At 65.3% G+C, this 16896-nt stretch carries 11 protein-coding genes; 7 read left to right on the top strand and 4 right to left on the bottom strand.

Features of this window, described 5'->3' with window-relative positions:
* Window positions 1-92: 92 nt before the first annotated feature.
* Window positions 93-2594 (top strand): DNA topoisomerase (ATP-hydrolyzing) subunit B, encoded by a 2502-nt coding sequence (gene gyrB / locus ASF77_RS15770; protein WP_056341179.1) that lies wholly within the window; start codon window positions 93-95, stop codon window positions 2592-2594.
* Between the two features lie 59 nt (window positions 2595-2653).
* Here gyrB and ASF77_RS15765 read toward each other — a convergent pair whose 3' ends face one another.
* The gene (locus ASF77_RS15765) at window positions 2654-3937 is read right to left on the bottom strand and encodes an MFS transporter (protein WP_056341177.1); all 1284 of its coding nucleotides are present in this window, start codon (window positions 3935-3937) and stop codon (window positions 2654-2656) included.
* 144 nt (window positions 3938-4081) lie between these two features.
* Between ASF77_RS15765 and ASF77_RS15760 the strand changes: the two genes are divergently transcribed.
* Both ASF77_RS15760 and ASF77_RS15755 read left to right on the top strand, forming a co-directional pair.
* Window positions 4082-5389, top strand: a complete 1308-nt coding sequence (locus tag ASF77_RS15760) for an HlyD family secretion protein (protein ID WP_082493812.1) — start codon at window positions 4082-4084, stop codon at window positions 5387-5389.
* 27 nt (window positions 5390-5416) lie between these two features.
* Window positions 5417-7558, top strand: a complete 2142-nt coding sequence (locus tag ASF77_RS15755; RefSeq protein WP_056341174.1) for a peptidase domain-containing ABC transporter — start codon at window positions 5417-5419, stop codon at window positions 7556-7558.
* A gap of 11 nt (window positions 7559-7569) precedes the next feature.
* On the opposite strand, the gene ASF77_RS15750 is transcribed toward ASF77_RS15755, so the two are convergent.
* Together ASF77_RS15750 and ASF77_RS15745 are read right to left on the bottom strand one after the other, a co-directional pair.
* On the bottom strand, window positions 7570-8088 hold the full coding sequence (locus tag ASF77_RS15750) for a hypothetical protein (protein WP_056341171.1): 519 nt from the start codon (window positions 8086-8088) through the stop codon (window positions 7570-7572).
* Between the two features lie 51 nt (window positions 8089-8139).
* Window positions 8140-9273, bottom strand: coding sequence for an acyltransferase (locus ASF77_RS15745; protein ID WP_056341283.1), 1134 nt, complete (start codon window positions 9271-9273; stop codon window positions 8140-8142).
* 258 nt (window positions 9274-9531) lie between these two features.
* Here ASF77_RS15745 and ASF77_RS15740 point away from each other — a divergent pair, with 258 nt between their 5' ends.
* A complete protein-coding gene (locus ASF77_RS15740) occupies window positions 9532-11211 on the top strand; it encodes a diguanylate cyclase (RefSeq protein WP_056341169.1) in 1680 nt (559 codons plus the stop codon).
* Between the two features lie 9 nt (window positions 11212-11220).
* Here ASF77_RS15740 and ASF77_RS15735 read toward each other — a convergent pair whose 3' ends face one another.
* Window positions 11221-12849 carry an ATP-binding domain-containing protein gene (locus ASF77_RS15735; RefSeq protein WP_056341168.1) on the bottom strand — a complete coding sequence of 543 codons (1629 nt, stop codon included), beginning with the start codon at window positions 12847-12849 and terminating at the stop codon, window positions 11221-11223.
* A 133-nt stretch (window positions 12850-12982) separates the two neighbouring features.
* Here ASF77_RS15735 and ASF77_RS15730 point away from each other — a divergent pair, with 133 nt between their 5' ends.
* The 3 genes from ASF77_RS15730 to ASF77_RS15720 all read left to right on the top strand — a co-directional run bounded on the left by ASF77_RS15730 (window position 12983) and on the right by ASF77_RS15720 (window position 16888).
* Window positions 12983-13453, top strand: a complete 471-nt coding sequence (locus tag ASF77_RS15730) for an Rrf2 family transcriptional regulator (RefSeq protein WP_056341167.1) — start codon at window positions 12983-12985, stop codon at window positions 13451-13453.
* The gene (locus tag ASF77_RS15725) at window positions 13431-14345 is read left to right on the top strand and encodes an NAD(P)/FAD-dependent oxidoreductase (RefSeq protein WP_056341165.1); all 915 of its coding nucleotides are present in this window, start codon (window positions 13431-13433) and stop codon (window positions 14343-14345) included. The genes ASF77_RS15730 and ASF77_RS15725 overlap by 23 nt, the downstream gene beginning before the upstream one ends.
* Window positions 14346-14461: 116 nt before the next feature.
* A complete protein-coding gene (locus ASF77_RS15720) occupies window positions 14462-16888 on the top strand; it encodes a PAS domain-containing protein (RefSeq protein ID WP_162244863.1) in 2427 nt (808 codons plus the stop codon).
* Window positions 16889-16896: the final 8 nt, after the last annotated feature.

Below are 16896 nucleotides of genomic sequence, written 5' to 3'. Positions count from 1 at the left end.
CGTTAATTCGGCGACTCGGGCTGCCTCTTGTTTAATCAGGAGGCGGCCCGAACTGAGCAGTCTGAATACACAGTTTTTTGAGAAAGCAGTCCATGTCCGATACCACCAACGAAATGCCCCAATCGCCGATGCCGTCGGACGAATACGGCGCCGCCTCGATTCAAATTCTGGAAGGCCTGGAAGCGGTGCGCAAGCGCCCGGGCATGTACATTGGCGATACTTCGGACGGCACCGGTCTGCACCACCTCGTGTTCGAAGTGCTGGATAACTCGATCGACGAATCGCTCGCAGGTTATTGCACCGAAATCCACGTCACCATCCACGCCGACAATTCGATCTCGATCGCCGACAACGGCCGCGGCATCCCGACCGGCGTCAAGATGGACGACAAGCACGAGCCGAAGCGCTCGGCGACCGAAATCGCCCTGACCGAACTGCACGCCGGCGGCAAGTTCAACCAGAACTCCTATAAGGTGTCGGGCGGCCTGCACGGCGTCGGCGTGTCCTGCGTGAATGCGCTGTCGAAGCTGCTGCGCGTGACCGTGCGCCAAAAAGGCAAAGTGCACCAGATGGAATTCGTGCGCGGCGTGCCGCAGAACCGCGAAATCGAGATCGTCGACGGCTTCGAAGTCTCCCCGATCAAGGTGATCGGCGAAACGGACAAGCGCGGCACCGAAGTGCATTTCTGGGCCGACGAGGAAATCTTCACCACTGTCGAATTCCACTATGAGATCCTGAGCAAGCGTATCCGCGAACTCTCGTTCCTGAATAACGGCGTCAACATCAAGCTGAGCGACCACCGCACCGGCAAGGAAGAAGTTTTCGCTTTCGAAGGCGGCACCCGCGGCTTCGTCGAGTACATCAACAAAACGAAAAGCGTGCTGCACCCGACCGTGTTCCAGGCCACCGGCGACCGCATGTCCGAGCATGGCACCAACATCTCGGTCGACGTGTCGATGCAGTGGAACGACGCTTACAACGAGCAGGTGCTCTGCTTTACCAACAACATCCCGCAGCGCGACGGCGGCACCCACCTGACCGGTTTGCGTGCGGCGATGACGCGCGTGATCAACAAATACATCGACGAGAACGATTTCGCCAAAAAGGCGAAAGTCGAGATCTCGGGCGACGACATGCGCGAAGGTCTCACCTGCGTGCTGTCCGTGAAAGTGCCGGAACCGAAATTCTCGTCGCAGACGAAAGACAAGCTCGTGTCGTCCGAAGTGCGCGGCCCGGTCGAAGAGATTGTTGCCAAGACGCTGACCGACTTCCTGAACGAAAAGCCGAACGACGCCAAGATCATCTGCGGCAAGATCGTGGAAGCGGCCCGCGCCCGCGAAGCGGCCCGCAAGGCGCGCGACCTGACCCGCCGCAAGGGCGTGATGGACGGCCTGGGCCTGTCTTCGAAGCTGGCCGACTGCCAGGAACGCGACCCGGCGCTGGCCGAGCTGTACATCGTCGAGGGTGACTCGGCAGGCGGCTCCGCCAAGCAGGGCCGCGACCGCAAGTTCCAGGCCATCCTGCCGCTGCGCGGCAAGGTGCTGAACGTGGAAAAGGCGCGTTTTGAGAAGATGCTGTCGTCGGAACAGATCACGACCCTGATCGCAACGCTCGGCACCTCGATCGGCCCGGACGAATTCAACGTCGACAAGCTGCGCTACCACCGCATCATCATCATGACCGATGCGGACGTCGACGGTGCCCACATCCGCACCCTGCTGCTGACGCTGTTCTACCGCCAGATGCCGCAGCTGGTCGAACGCGGCCACATCTATATCGCCCAGCCGCCGCTGTACAAGGTGAAAGCCGGCCGCGACGAGCGCTACCTGAAGGACGACGTCGAGGAAGCGAGCTACATGATGATGGTGGCGCTCAACGGCGCCTCGCTGATCCCGCGCGACGGCGCCGACCCGATCACCGGCGACGCCCTGGCCGAACTGGTACGCCAGTACAACCTGGCCAACGCCATCATGATGCGCCTGACGCGCGTGATCGACCGCGCCGCGCTGACCGCCATCATGAGCGGCATCACGCTCGACATGGCGACCCTGGACGCGGCCGAGGTCTCGGCCAAGGCCATGGAAGCGGCGATCAACGACCCGGCCGTGCGCGTGGTCGTGCGTTCGGACGAGATCAGCGAAAAGCACTCCCTGCGCATCGAGCGCATGCGCCACGGTAACGTCTACGTGACCTCGATCGACGCCGACTTCGTCCTCAGCAACGACTACGCCGTGCTGGCGAACGCCGCCGCCACCTTCCAGGGCCTGATGGGCGAAGGCGCCATCATGCGCCGCGGCGAAGGCGAGAAGATGAAGGAGTTCGCCGTGCGCGAATTCCACGAAGCGATGATCTGGCTGCGCGAAGAAGCCGAACGCGGCGTGTCGAAGCAGCGCTATAAAGGTTTGGGCGAGATGAATCCGGAACAGCTGTGGGAAACCACGATGGATCCGACCGTGCGCCGCCTGCTGAAGGTGCAGATCGAGGACGCGATTGCGGCGGATCAGATCTTTACGACGCTGATGGGGGATGAAGTCGAGCCGCGTCGTAACTTCATCGAGAGCAATGCGCTGCAGGCGGGGAATATCGACGTTTGATGTACCCTGGCATGTGACAAAAAAGCCAACCGTCGAGGTTGGCTTTTTTTATGGCTGATTTACTCCTGCTCGGGAATCGCACGCACCACCAGGAATTGATAGGCCATCGCTCCCAGGAAAGCAATCCCGGCGCCGGTCAGCAAGGCCGGCACGAACGACCAGGTCTGCGCGATATACCCGGTAAGAATCGGCGCCAGCGCCCCACCAATAAACCCGCCAAAGTTCTGGATCGCCCCCAACGAGCCGACGCGGCTGCGCGGCGCCACCACGGTCACCAGCGACCAGGAGCATGCCGAGGCGGCATTGGCCAGGAAGATCACGATCGAGATGCAGGCGATGGCGACCGTGTTGCTCTCGACCAGGGCCGCCGGGATCGTGAACGCCACCATGCCCAGCATGGCCGCGACCACCGCCCGGCGGCGGCCGGCCAGAGGCGATGCCGAATGCCGGGCCACCCGATCCGAGGCCCAGCCCGCGATCAGGGCGCCGGCGAAGCCGCAGGCGAAAGGCACCGAGGCGGCCAGGCCGGCATAGGCGATGTCCATCTGGCGCTCGGTGCGCAGGTAGCCCGGCAGCCAGGTCAAATATACCCAGTTCAGGTAGACCGAGCCGGAAAAGCCGAACAGCATGCCCCAGGTGGCGCGGTAGCGGAACAAGGCGCGCCAGGAAGCGAAACTCGTGGCCGGCGCGGGCTCGGCGGATTGGCCGGCGTCGAGGTAGGCAAGCTCGGCCTCGGACATTTGACTGCGCACCGGGTCGCGGTACAAGATCACCCAGACCACCGCCGCCACCAGGCCCATGGCGCCGGTCACAAAGAAGGCCCAGTGCCAGCTGGTGGCCAGGATCAGGGGCGACAGCAGCAGCGGCGCCAGCGCCACGCCCAGCGGCGAGGCCGAGTTGTAGACGCCGGTCGGCGCGCCGCGTGCGCGCAGCGGGAACCAGTTGCTCACCACCCGCGCCGCAGCCGGGAATTGCGGCGCCTCGCCGATGCCGAGCACGATGCGTGCGACCACGAACCAGCCGAAGCTCGATACCAGTCCGCCCGCGGCCTGCGCCAGCGACCACACCACCAGCCCGATGCCGAGCAGCCAGCGCGGCCCGATGCGGTCGACCAGGGCGCCAACCGGCAGCTGGCACAGCGCATAGCTCCAGGAAAAGGCCGACAACAACAGGCCCATCTGGCCCAACGAGAGGCCGAGGTCGGCGCGGATGTATTCGTTGGCGACGGCGAGCGTGGCGCGGTCGAGGTAGTTGATGACGCCGGTGACGACCAGCAGGATCAGGGAAAGAATTTGACGGCGGCGGATGTGCGGCGGTGTGGCGTCGGGATCGAATGTCTTCATGGCGGAATGCTACCAAACGACCATTGATAGAGCGAAAGTTTTTTCGGATGTGCACGCTCGGCTGGACATTGCCAAACATCAATAAATTTCCGGGGAGCCTGCGCTACCGTGGGTGTTTGCGCCCATCCACGATCGCCCCCACCGATGACTTCTCCCAACAAGCAGCAAGCACCAAGCGCCCCGGACACGCAACAGGAAAGCGCCAGCCGTCCCTTGTTCCGCTCGCAAGCCGTCGAGCATGTGAAAGCGCGGCAATATGGCACCGTCATCCTTGCCAGCCCCGTCAGCCACCGTGTGCTCACTAGCGTGTTCGTTGGCATCGCCCTGTGCATCCTCGCCTTCTTCTTCCTGTTCAGCACCACCCGTAAAGCCCAGGCGACGGGCGTGCTGCTGCCGACCGCCGGCGTGATCCGTGTGACGCCGGGGCAGGCTGGCATCGTCACCGCTAAACGCATTCGCGAGGGGCAGGCGGTCAAGGCCGGGCAAGTCATGTTCGTGCTCTCCGCCGAGCGCGATGGCGGGGGCGAGGCCTCGCCCGAAAAGCGCATCTCGATGCTGCTCGAACGCCAGCTCGCCAGCCTGCGCAGCGAGTTGCAGCAGTCGGCACAGCAGGGCAGCCAGCGCATCGCCGCAGCCAGGCGCCGCGCGCGCGACCTGGCGCTCGAAGCGGAACGCGCCCTGGCGCAGATTGGCTTGCAAAAAAACCGGGTAACGATCGCCGAGCAGTCCTTCAAACGCTACGCCGACCTGGCCGCGAAAAATTTTATCTCTGCTGCCCAGCTACAGGACAAGCAGGGCGAGCTGATCGACCAGCGCCAGCGCCTGGCCGATCTGCAGCGCGTCCACGCCGCCAGCGGGCGCGAACTGGCCGCGGCCGAAGCCGATCTCGCCGATCTCGAACTGCAGGCCCAGCGCGAAACCAGCGCCCTGGGCCGGAACCTGTCGTCGCTGGAACAGAATCTCACCGAAAACGAGGCGCGCCGCGAAATCCTGGTACGCGCTCCGGTGGATGGCGTGGTCACCGCGATTGCCGCGGAAGTCGGCCAGACCATCGCCCCGAGCGCCACCCTGGCTTCGGTGTTACCGGAAGGCGCGCAACTGGAAGCGGAAATCTACGTGCCCTCCCGTTCGATCGGTTTTGTGAAACGCGACATGCTGGTCTTGCTGCGCTACCAGGCCTATCCGTACCAGAAATTCGGCCAATACCGGGCGCATGTGCGCGAAGTGGCCGATACCTCGCTGCTGCCGCAGGAACTGGGCCTGCCGCAGGGAAGCGCATCGGAACCGCTGTACCGGATCCGCTTGCGGCTCGATTCCCAGGCGATCACGGCCTATGGCAAGCAGGTGCCGCTCAAATCCGGAATGCTGATCGAAGCCAGCATCCACCTGGATCACCGCCGGCTCTACGAATGGATCCTGGAACCCCTGTTCAGCATTACCGGCCGCGGCTGACAACGCATCTACTCCATCAGGACAGCGATGAAACTCGACCATGCACCGCGGTTTTCTTTCTGGCGCCGTAATCAACTCCCCGTCATCCTGCAAACCGAAGCGGCCGAATGCGGTTTGGCTTGCCTGTGCATGGTGGCCAGTTACCACGGCCACCGGCTCGACCTGGCCAGCTTGCGGGCGCGCTTTTCGGTCTCGCTGAAAGGCGCGACGCTCAAGGGCGTCATCAATATGGCGCAGGGCCTGGCGCTCCAGACCCGGCCCTTGAAACTCGACATGACGCATCTGCCGCAACTGAAAACGCCGTGTGTGCTGCACTGGGACATGAACCACTTCGTCGTGCTGGAAGAAGTCTCTGGCACTCATGCGCTGATCCACGATCCCGCCATCGGCGTGCGGCGCCTGCCCCTGGCCGAGTTTTCCCGGCATTTCACCGGCGTGGCATTGGAGCTGCAGCCGACCAGCGGCTTCGTCAGGAAGGACGAGACCCAGAATTTTCCGCTGCTGTCGCTGATGGGCCGGGTGATCGGATTGCACCGCGGACTGACGCAATTATTGCTGCTCGGGCTGACGCTGCAGTTATGCGCGCTGATCGCGCCCTTTTATATGCAGTGGGTGATCGACGAAGCCCTGCTCGCTGCCGACCGCGATTTACTCACCGTGCTCGGTTGCGGATTTCTTTTGCTGGTGTTGCTGCAGACGGCCATTGGGGCGGTGCGCGGCTGGATCACGACGGCGCTGGCGACGAATCTGAATTTCCAGTGGTTCGGGAATGCCTTTACCCACCTGATGAAACTGCCGCTGCCGTATTTCGAAAAGCGCCACACGGGCGATATCGTGTCGCGTTTTACGTCGATCGAAACCATCCAGCGCAGCCTCACCACCCAGTTCGTGGAAGGGATCATCGATGGCGTGCTGGTGCTCGGCACGCTGGCCATGATGTTTTCGTACAGCCCGAAACTGGCGGGCGTCGCCTGTATCGCCGTGCTCCTGTATGTGCTGCTGCGCCTGGCCATTTTCGGCGCCCTGCGCAATGCGACGGCCGAGCAGATCATCCATGCGGCCAAGCAGCAGACGCATTTCCTGGAATCGGTGCGCGGCATCCAGAGCATCCGCCTGTTCGGCCGCAGCGAAGAGCGGCGTGCCAGCTGGATGAATGCCCTGGTCGAACAATTCAATGCCGACCTGCGCATCGCCAAGCTTGGCATTACCTACCAGAGCGCGAATACCTTCCTGTTCAGCACCGAGCGGGTATTGGTGATCTGGCTGGCTGCGATTCTCGTCATGGAGAACACGCTGTCGGTGGGGATGCTGTTCGCGTTTATCAGCTACAAGGATCAGTTCAGCAGCCGCATGACCAGCCTGGTCGACAAGGTGTTCGAATTAAAGATGCTGCGTTTGCACGGCAACCGCCTCGCCGATATCGTCATGACCGAACCGGAACCAGTCACCGAGGAATGCGAGATCGATCTCGAGGCCGTCAATCCCTCGATCGAATTCCGGAATGTCTCCTTCCGCTACGGCGACAGCGAGCCCTTCATCCTGAAAAACCTGAACCTCGTAATTCCGGCCGGCCAATGCGTCGCCGTGACTGGCCCTTCCGGCTGCGGCAAGACCACACTGATGAAACTGTTATTGGGACTGCTCGAACCGGTCGAGGGCGAAATCCTGATCAACAACGTCAAGCTGGCGCAGCTGGGCACCGCCAATTACCGCAAGCTGATCGGCACCGTCATGCAGGAAGACGGCCTGTTTGCCGGCTCGATCGCCGACAACATCAGCTTCTTTTCGCCCAGCGCCGATATGGAACGCATTCAAGGCTGCGCCCAGCTGGCGGCCATCCACGCGGAGGTCATGGCCATGCCGATGGCGTATAACACGCTGGTCGGCGACATTGGCAGCGGCCTCTCCGGCGGCCAGAAACAGCGCCTGTTATTGGCGCGCGCGCTGTATAAACAGCCGAAGATCCTGGTGCTCGACGAAGCGACCAGCCATCTCGATGTCTGGAACGAACAAGCGGTGAATGCGGCGATTAAAACATTGGCGCTGACCCGGGTACTGGTGGCGCACCGGCCGGAAACGATCGCGATGGCGGAGCGGGTGGTCGTGCTGCAGCAGGGAACGATCGTGCAGGATCACCGGCAGAGTGATATTCAGAAGTTGCGGGCTTGAGGGGCCCATCCCTACAGCACGAATCGATCCGCGCCGACAATTGCGGAAACAGCCAGCGAAGCCACCAGGTAGCACAGCAGCTGATCCTTCCACGTCAGCTGCAGGCGCGGGCTGGCCTTCCAGACCAGCGCACCCAGACCCAGCACGACAAGAATCGGCAACGTCCATTTTCCGAGGCCGAGATACAGGCTCAGGCGCGCCTCGTCATTCGGGTGGATCACGCTCACCACGGCCGCGGCCAGGCGCATGAAGGCCGCGACATACAGAAAGGCAAACGCCTTTACCGACGCCCGGCGCTCCACCAGCACATAGGCGATCACGCCTTGCGCGATCGTCAACAGCGGCCCGGCGGCGTCGGCCAGCGCCCGCTGCCAGTCCGGCATCGGCGACAGATAGCGCACCGCGTTGAGCCGGAATTCCATGTCGATGCCGAACGCGGCTCCCATCAGCCAGTGCGCGGACTCGTGCACCAGGTAGGAAATCAGGAAAGCGACAACGAACCAGAGGTAGAACGGGGCCTTGAGTTTCATGAATGGACGGGGCAAAACAGCAGTCGAGGGAAGCCAGCGTTTGATTCCCGGTCAATGTACTGCAATTTCGCAAGGTTTCCCAGCTTCAAATTGCCGACCGCGCCGCATGTGCACCATGCGCCCCAGCGGCAGCTCAACCCAGCGATAAAACCCCGCCCCCGCCGCCACGCTCGCCGCCCAGGCCAGCAGCGTCCCGACCAGCTGCCATTCCGCCTGCGCCGGCACGAAGCGCGTAAACGCCGCGTTCACGACCAGGCACACCGGAAAGTGCACCAGGAAGATCGAATACGAAATTTTACCGAGCCAGTTCGCCAGTCCCCAGCCCTCGCCGGTACGCGCACGTCCCAGCAGCATCAGCACGCAGGCCACGCCCAGCGCCACTGCGATCCGGCTCCTGAAATCGAGCATCAGGGCGCTCAGGGCCGGCAGCGCCATCAGCAGGAACAGCACCACCACCGCGTGCGGCCGGCGCGCAGGGTCGCCCGCCCACCAGGCCAGCATGCCGAGTCCGTAGCTGCCGAAGAAATACGGGGCCCACACGTCCCAATCGGCATCGCGGTTGAAATAGAACAGCGAGGACATGACGACCAAGGTCATCGCGGCCGACGCCAGCCAGGGCCGCTGCACCCCGCCGGACGCGCGCGCGCACAGCCACAGCAACAGGGAAGCGCCCGCATACAGCTGGAAGTCGATGGCCACGTACCAGGCGCCGGCGGACAGGGATTCGTAACCGAGCACGCTGTGCAGCAGCAGCGCATGCGCGGCCAGTTGCGGCACGCTCGGCGCGCTGGAGATCGAGTCGTGCGTCATCCAGAACGAAGCGAGGATGGAGGCAACGGCGGCCAGCAGGGTCGCCGCGATGAAGGGCGGCGCCAGCTTGGTATAGCGCCGCGCCATGGCGGACAGCGGATTGCCCGGGCGCGCCAGGCCCTGCGGCGCCAGCGATTTGGCGGCGAGGAAGCCGCCGATGACGAGGAAGACCTGGACGGCGATGCGGGCGTCGCCCGCAAGCCAGTCGAACAGCGCCGGCAGAAGGGATCGCGCGTGATCGGCCATCGGGCCATACAAGGCCAGGTGATGCAGGACTATCAGCTGCGCCGCGCCCGCCTTGAGCAGGTTGATCAGACCGAATTGTGTTTGCTGCGCCCCGGCGCCTGCGGGCATCACGCGACTTGCTGTTTCCATCGACATCCCATACCAGACAACATTTGCTTCCCGACCCTACAGAAGCGGATGCTGCTGATATTGCCGACCGGGCGCCATCATAGCCGAGCTTGCCGAACTGTTACCACTCAATAAACAGTTTGAAACATTTTCGGCCCTGGGTTCAGCGCGGCGAAAAAGCGGACATCGGCTCTTCTTTACCTATGGTAATCTGCGCCGTGCCGATGCCCGCACTGGGGCCCAGGCAATGGGCAATCCCGTCCTACACCAGCCTCAACGATGAAATTCGAAACCAAGATCAAGGTCGCCGCCAGTGCGATCATCCTCGTGATGTCGACCGTGGCGGCGCTGCCGATGATCGTCAACCGCCAGGTAACGATGGTGATGGCCGAGCTGCGCAGCGCCTCGAATGTCGAACGCCTGCAGCTGACGCTGCTCGAACTGCTGCTCAATGCCGAGACCGCGCAGCGCGGCTTCGTCGTGACCGGCGACGAACGCTTCCTCGACCCCTACCACTCGGCGGTGAACGGCATTCCGGCGACGCGCGAAGCGCTGCGCAAGGAGCTGACCAGCGGCGCCGAAGTGGCGCGCCTGGGCGCCATCGAGCAGGCCACGGCCGCGAAAATGCAGACCGTCGCCCGCACCATCGAACTGCGCCGGCGCGCGGGCTTCGGTGCGGCGACGGCCCTGATCGCGGCCGGCACCGGCAAGGTGCAGATGGACACCCTGCGCGAACTGATCGGCAAGGAGCTGGCCATCTATGCCGAGCGCCGCAACGCGCTGGGCGAGCAGCTGCTGGCCACCTCGAATTCGGCGGCCACCGCCAGCCTGGTGGCGACGCTGACCAACATCCTGTTCCTGGGCGGCGTGCTGCTGGCGGCCACGCGCGTGCTGCGCCAGCGCGACGCGGCCGAACACAAGGCGAAGGAAGCGGCCGTCCAGACCCAGTTGACCAGCGAGCGCATCTCGCTGCAGAACGACCTGCTGTTTCGCAGCGCCGACCTGATGCACTCGCTGGAACTGGCCGAATCGACCGACGAATCGGCGGGCGTCATCGCCAGCTACCTGCCGCGCCTGCTGCCGAACCTGTCGGGCAGCCTCTACCTGTACAACAATTCGCGCGACATCCTCGAGAGAAAAGCCGGCTGGGGCAGCGTCGCGGGCGAACCGGACATCATCGAGGCGCTCGACTGCTGGGCGCTGCGGCGCGGCAGCCCGCACGCCTACAGCGCCGGCGGCCTGGCCTGCCGCCACGCGCCCAATCCCGAGCTCGACCGCCTGTGCCTGCCGTTGGTGACGCAGGGCGACGTGATCGGTTGCCTCACCGTCACCGGCCAGGGCCTGGCGCATGGCGCCGAAGATCAGCGCGCCTGGATCGGCCAGCTCGCCGAGCAGCTGGGCCTGGCGCTGAGCAACGTGCGCCTGCGCGTGTCGCTGCGCCAGCAGTCGATCGTCGATCCGCTGACCCAGCTCTACAACCGGCGCTACATGGACGAGGTTTTAAAACGCGAGCTGGCCCGTTCGCAGCGCAACGGTTTACCGGTCAGCGTGCTGGTGCTCGACCTCGATCACTTCAAGCGCATCAACGACACCTATGGCCACGAGGCAGGCGACGCCATCCTGCGCAAGGTGGCGCTGATCCTGCGCGAGAATATCCGCTCCTGCGACGTCGCCTGCCGCATGGGCGGCGAAGAGATGGTGGTGCTGCTGCCGGATTGCGGCACCGAGCATGCGCACAAGCGCGCCGACGCCCTGCGCCTGGCGATCGCCGCCGGCGACCTCCTGCATGGGGGCGAGCGCATCGGCGCCACCGCCTCGATCGGCGTCGCCTCGTATCCGGCGCACGGCCACAACATGCAAACGCTGGTGCACGCCGCCGATCTGGCCCTGTACGAGGCCAAGCACAACGGACGCAACCAGGTGCGGGTGGCGCAAGCGGATCCGTCCGCCGTCGGCTGAAGGCTGGATCTACATCCGATCCAGCAGCTGCAGCGAGGCGCGGTCGCTCATCACCAGCACCAGTTTCAGCCGCGCCCGCGTCATCCCGACAAACAGCTTACGCAGCACGAGGTCGGTCATGTCCTCGAAATCGATCTCGGTGAAGATGAGCGCCGGCGCCGATTGTCCCTTGAAACGGTAAACCGATTCGGCCAGCAAGCCGCCCTCGCGGAACACCGGATTGCCGAACAGGTCGTACGAGCCCGTGAACGATTTCAGGGTATGCGCATCGCTCAGTTTGTCGATGTTGAGGATGGCGGATTTCTCGCGCCCGCGGAAGGAGCAGATCGCGATGTCGTGGCGGCCGAAGCCGGCGGCCAGGCAGGAGGTGACGGCGCGCCGGGTCTGGGCCAGCATGGCCTCGACGTCACCCTCGGGATAGGTCATCTCCTCGATGTCGGCGCCCTTGAACGGGCTGCCCGCCTCGACCGGCTCGCGTGCGGCGCCGATCGATTTGAGCATCTGCACGATCTGGCGCGGGCTCCGATAATTGGTGTCAGAATGGAGTTTTACCCAGCCCGGCAAGGTGACCATCTGCTTGCCGTATAAATTCTGGTCGGGGTCTTCGAGCCAGATCGCGCGGCCGTCCGGCTTGACCATGCGGAGCACGATGTCGCGCCAGCCCGTCGAAAAATCCTGGCCCTCGTCGACGATCAGGACGTCGTACTGCCAGGTCTCGGGCAGGGCCACCTCGGCCAGCGCGGTTTCGATGTCGTTCCAGACCTCGGGTGAGGAGTAATCGGGCGTCATGTCCTGGGCGCGCATGTAGGCGTCGCACAGCATGTGGAAGGTCGAGACGCGCCCGCCCGGCGGCACCAGTCTCTCGATGTGGTCGGCCAGCGGCCGGTTGAAGCAGACATACAGCGGGCGAAGGCCGGCGTCGAGGGCGGCCTGGTATTCGGCCAGCGCCAGCTGCGTCTTGCCGCTGCCGGCGGTGCCGACCACGCGCAGGCGGAAGGGAGAGAATTCGAGCCGGCGCGCCCAGGTGGCCAGGCCGCCGGAGAGGCGCGTCACCATTTTTGTCGCCGAGCCGATCATCGAGCTGGGGTCGGGCCGCAAACTGAGGGTGTCGCCGAGGAAGCGCGTGATCTTGTCGAACTCGTCGGTCTTGTCGGTGATCGGCAGCGCCTCGCGGATGATCTTCGCCAGCCGCCCCTTGCTGGCGGCGTCGACGATGTGGCGCGGGTCGATGCCGGCCAGGTTCGGGTCGCGCACCGTGTAGTCGGGGCAGTACAGCAGGTAGTCGATCGACAGCTCGCCCTGGTAGCGGCGGGTCAGCCCTTCGATCGTGTGCAGGATGTGGGCGCGGATCTTGCGGGGCTTGCCCTGGAAATTCTTCAGCAGGCCGTCGGCGGTCTCGTTGAGAAAGCCGGCGACCTGCTCGATCAGCAGCATGCGCCCGTTGGGGGCGAGGATGATGAAGTCGACGTCGCCATACACCGAGTACCCGTGCTCGACGTTCGTCCAGTGCACGCCGTGGTAGATGTGGTACGGCGTGTCCAAGAGACGCTGCTCGAGCAGGGACAGGGTTTCGATCTCGCGTGCGGCATTTCCGGTGACGGACATCTCACGCCAGCCGGCAGGATGAATTTGGGCCATGGATCGACGCTTCGCAGATGATGAAGATGGCAAGATTGTAAGGCTGTTCACCCGAAGGAAACACACTATTGAAAATGGCGGCGCGCAGCTACGCCTCGTGCACGGCGCACCGTTTTGTACTATTATAAGTTACATGAGACGCGATTCCCGACTTTCCTCGATCCTGCACCTGCTGCTGCACATGGCCCACAGCGCGCGCCCGCTCACCTCGGAGGAGCTGGCCGGCTTCCTGCAGACCAACCCGGTACTGGTGCGGCGCACCCTGGCCGGCCTGCGCGAACGGGGCTATGTCGGCTCCGGCAAGGGCCATGGTGGCGGCTGGGTGATCATGGCCGACCTGGCGCGGCTGACCCTGCGCGACATCTACGAGGCGGTCGGCGCGCCCACCGTGTTCGCGATGGGGAACCGGGTCGACCATCCGGAATGCCTGGTCGAGAAGGTGGTGAACCAGTCGCTGGCGAGCGCCTTCGACGAGGCCGAGGCGCTCCTGATCCGGCGCCTGGGCGAGGTCTCGCTGGCGGAACTGTCCGAACGTTTCAATGCGCAGTACCTGGAACATGCGCAGCACCTGGGAGAACACCATGCACACCGCAAGCACACCTGAATTCGACGCCATCGTCATCGGCGGCAGCTATGCCGGCCTGTCGGCCGCGACCCAACTGGCACGGGCCCGGCGCCGGGTGCTGGTGATCGATGGCGGCCAGCGCCGCAACCGCTACGCCGGCCATTCGCACGGCTTCCTGACCCAGGACGGCAGCGAGGCCGCCGCCATCGCCGCCAGCGGGCGCGCCCAACTGCTGAAGTATCCGAACGTGACCTGGATCGACGGCACGGCGGCCGGCGCCCGTGCGCAGGATGACGGTTTCATGGTGACGCTGGCCGACGGCGCCAAGCTCGCGGGCCGGCGCCTGGTGCTGGCCACCGGCGTGCGCGACGAACTGCCGGCCATCGAGGGCCTGCGCGAGCGCTGGGGCCGCAGCGTGTTCCACTGCCCCTACTGCCACGGCTACGAACTCGATGCGGGCGCCATCGGCGTGCTCGCCGTGGGGCCGGTGTCGATGCACCACGCGCTGATGCTGCCCGACTGGGGCACGGTCACCTTCTTCCTGAACGGCGCGTTCGCGCCGGACGCCGCCCAGCTGGCGCAGCTGGACGCGCGCGGCGTGATCGTCGAACGGGGCCGGGTGGCGCGTATCGCCGGCGAAGCCGAGCTGGTGCTGGCCGACGGACGCGTGCTGCCGATGGCGGGCCTGTTCGTCGCGCCGGCCATGCATCCCGCCAGTCCGATCGCAGCGCAGCTGGGTTGCGCGTTTGAAGAAGGGCCGATGGGAGCCTTCGTGCAGACCGACGCCATGAAGGCGAGCAGCGTCCCCGGCGTGTTCTGCTGCGGCGACATGGCGCGCGCTGCCGGAAACGTGGCCTTTGCCGTGGCCGACGGCGCGATGGCGGGCGTGGCCGCGCACCGCTCGCTGATTCCCGCGCTGCAGGCGGCCTGACTTATAACGCTTGACTCATGCACGCAACATAAAGCGTCATCGCCGCGGGGCCGCTGAGCTAGAATCGGGATCTTTCCATCAGCGGCGCACACACGATGAAGTCCCAGGAAGCTGGCTTGAAATTCGACGGATTGAAACACGTGCTGTCGGATGCGGTACGCGGGGCCCCGTACGACGTCATCCTGCAAAGCCTGCTCGACGAAGCGCGGCGCCTGATCGACGACAGGAGCTGGGCCTCGGTCTACCTGATGGACGAGCCGGCGCGCGAACTGTATCTGGCTGCGGCGAGCGGCGTTCCGGCGCAGCTGACGACGGCTCTGACGCGGCTGCCGGTCGCCGCGGATGGCCCGCCCTGCGGACGCGCCGCTCACGCCGCGTCCATCGTCATCGTCGAGGACATACGCACCGAGCCGCTGATGGCGCCCTATCTCGGCCTGGCCGAGGCACACGGCATCCGTTCCTGCTGGTCGTTCCCGCTGCACTCGGCCGGCGGCAAGATCCTCGGCACGCTGGCCTTTTTCCATGCCCATCAAAGCGCACCCGGCGCGGCGCTGGTGAGCGAGATCGGCTATTTCACCGACCTGGTCGCGCTGCTGACCGAGCGCCACCTGCGCGAACAGGAAAACGCGGCGCGCCACGCCGCGGCCGAGCACGAGCTGGCCGCCATGGCCGAGGAATCCGAACGGCGCCGGCGCCTGTACGAAACCGTGCTGTCGAACACGCCCGACCTGGTCTACGTGTTCGACCTGGAGCACCGCTTCACCTATGCCAATGCCGTGCTGCTGCAGATGTGGGGCCGTACCTTCGAGGAATCGGTCGGCAAGACCTGCCTGGAACTGGGCTACGAGCCCTGGCATGCGGCCATGCACGACCGCGAGATCGAGCAGGTGAAAGCGACCAAGGCCCCGATCCGCGGCGAGGTGCCGTTCAACGGCGCCTTCGGGCGCCGCATTTACGACTACATCTTCGTGCCCATCCTCGGGCCCGACGGCGAGGTCGAGGCGGTCGCCGGCACCACGCGCGATGTCACCGAGCGCAAGCGCTTCGAGGAAGAACTCAAGGACAGCGAGCTGCGCTTCCGCACCATCACCAACGCGTCGCCGCAGATGGTGTGGACGGCGCGCCCGGATGGCACGATCGACTATCACAACGAGCAGTTCTACCGCTTCATCGGCGTCGCGCCCGGTTCGGCCGAGGGCGGCACCTGGGCCGAGGACATGCTGCACCCGGAAGACCAGGAACGCGGCCGCGCGCGCTGGGCACACAGCGTCGCCACCGGCGAGCCCTACGAGATGACCTACCGCGCGCTGCACCACAGCGGCCAGTACCGCTGGGTCCTGGCGCGCGCGCTGCCGCTGCGCAGCGCCAGCGGCGAGATCGTCAAATGGCTGGGCACCGACACCGACATCCACGAAGCCAAGCTGACGCAAGAGGCGCTGCAGGAAGCGAACCACCGCAAGGACGAGTTCCTCGCCATGCTTGCGCACGAACTGCGCAACCCGCTGGCGCCGATCAGCGCGGCGGCCCAGGTACTGCGCCTGGCGCCGAACAATCCGGACAAGGTGCGCCAGTACAGCGAGGTGATCTCGCGCCAGGTCAACCACATGACGACGCTGGTCAACGATCTGCTGGACGTCTCGCGCGTCACGCGCGGCATGGTGCAGCTGGAGAGGGTGCCGGTCGACGTCAAGCAGGTCGTCACCAGCGCGGCCGAGCAGGTGCATCCGCTGCTGGAAGCCGGGCGCCACACGCTGGCGCTGCAGCTTGCTTCGGCGCCGGCGAGCGTGCTGGGCGACCGCGCGCGCCTGATCCAGGTGACCGCCAACCTGCTGGCGAATGCCGCCAAGTACACGCCGCCGGGCGGGCGCATCACCCTGGCGCTCGAGGTCGATAACGGTGTGGTGCGCATCGCCGTCAGCGACAACGGCAACGGCATCGAGGCGGGCCTGCTGCCGCACATCTTCGACCTGTTCGTGCAGGGCAAGCGCACGCCGGACCGGGCCCAGGGCGGCCTGGGCCTGGGCCTAGCGCTGGTGAAGAACATCGTCGGCATGCACGGCGGCCAGGTCGGCGCGCGCAGCGGCGGCCCGGGTTTGGGCAGCACGTTTACGGTGGAGCTGCCGGCCGCCGCCCAGCTGGCGCGGCCCGTGGCGCCGGCGCCGCTGTCGGTGGCGGCCACCGGCCGGGCGCTGCGCATCATGCTGGTCGACGACAACGTCGACGCGGCCGCCACCCTGTCCGCCCTGCTGGGCGCGGCCGGCCACCGGGTGCAGACGATCAACGACCCGCGCGACGCCGTCGGCGCGGCGCTGGCTGCCCCGCCGGACGTGTTCATCCTCGACATCGGCATGCCGCTGATCGACGGCCACACGCTGGCGCGCCAGCTGCGCGCGCAGCCGGCGCTGGCGCAGGCGACCTATGTCGCGCTGACCGGCTATGGCCAGAGCAGCGACCGCGAGTCCTCGCGCCAGGCCGGCTTCGACCGCCACTTCGTGAAACCGGTCGACGCATCAAGCCTGCTGGCGGCGCTCGCAGGCGCTTGAGGAAGCTG

The organism is Massilia sp. Leaf139, assembly GCF_001424165.1.
Classification (GTDB): domain Bacteria; phylum Pseudomonadota; class Gammaproteobacteria; order Burkholderiales; family Burkholderiaceae_D; genus Telluria.
This window is presented reverse-complemented; position numbering and strand designations above follow the sequence as displayed.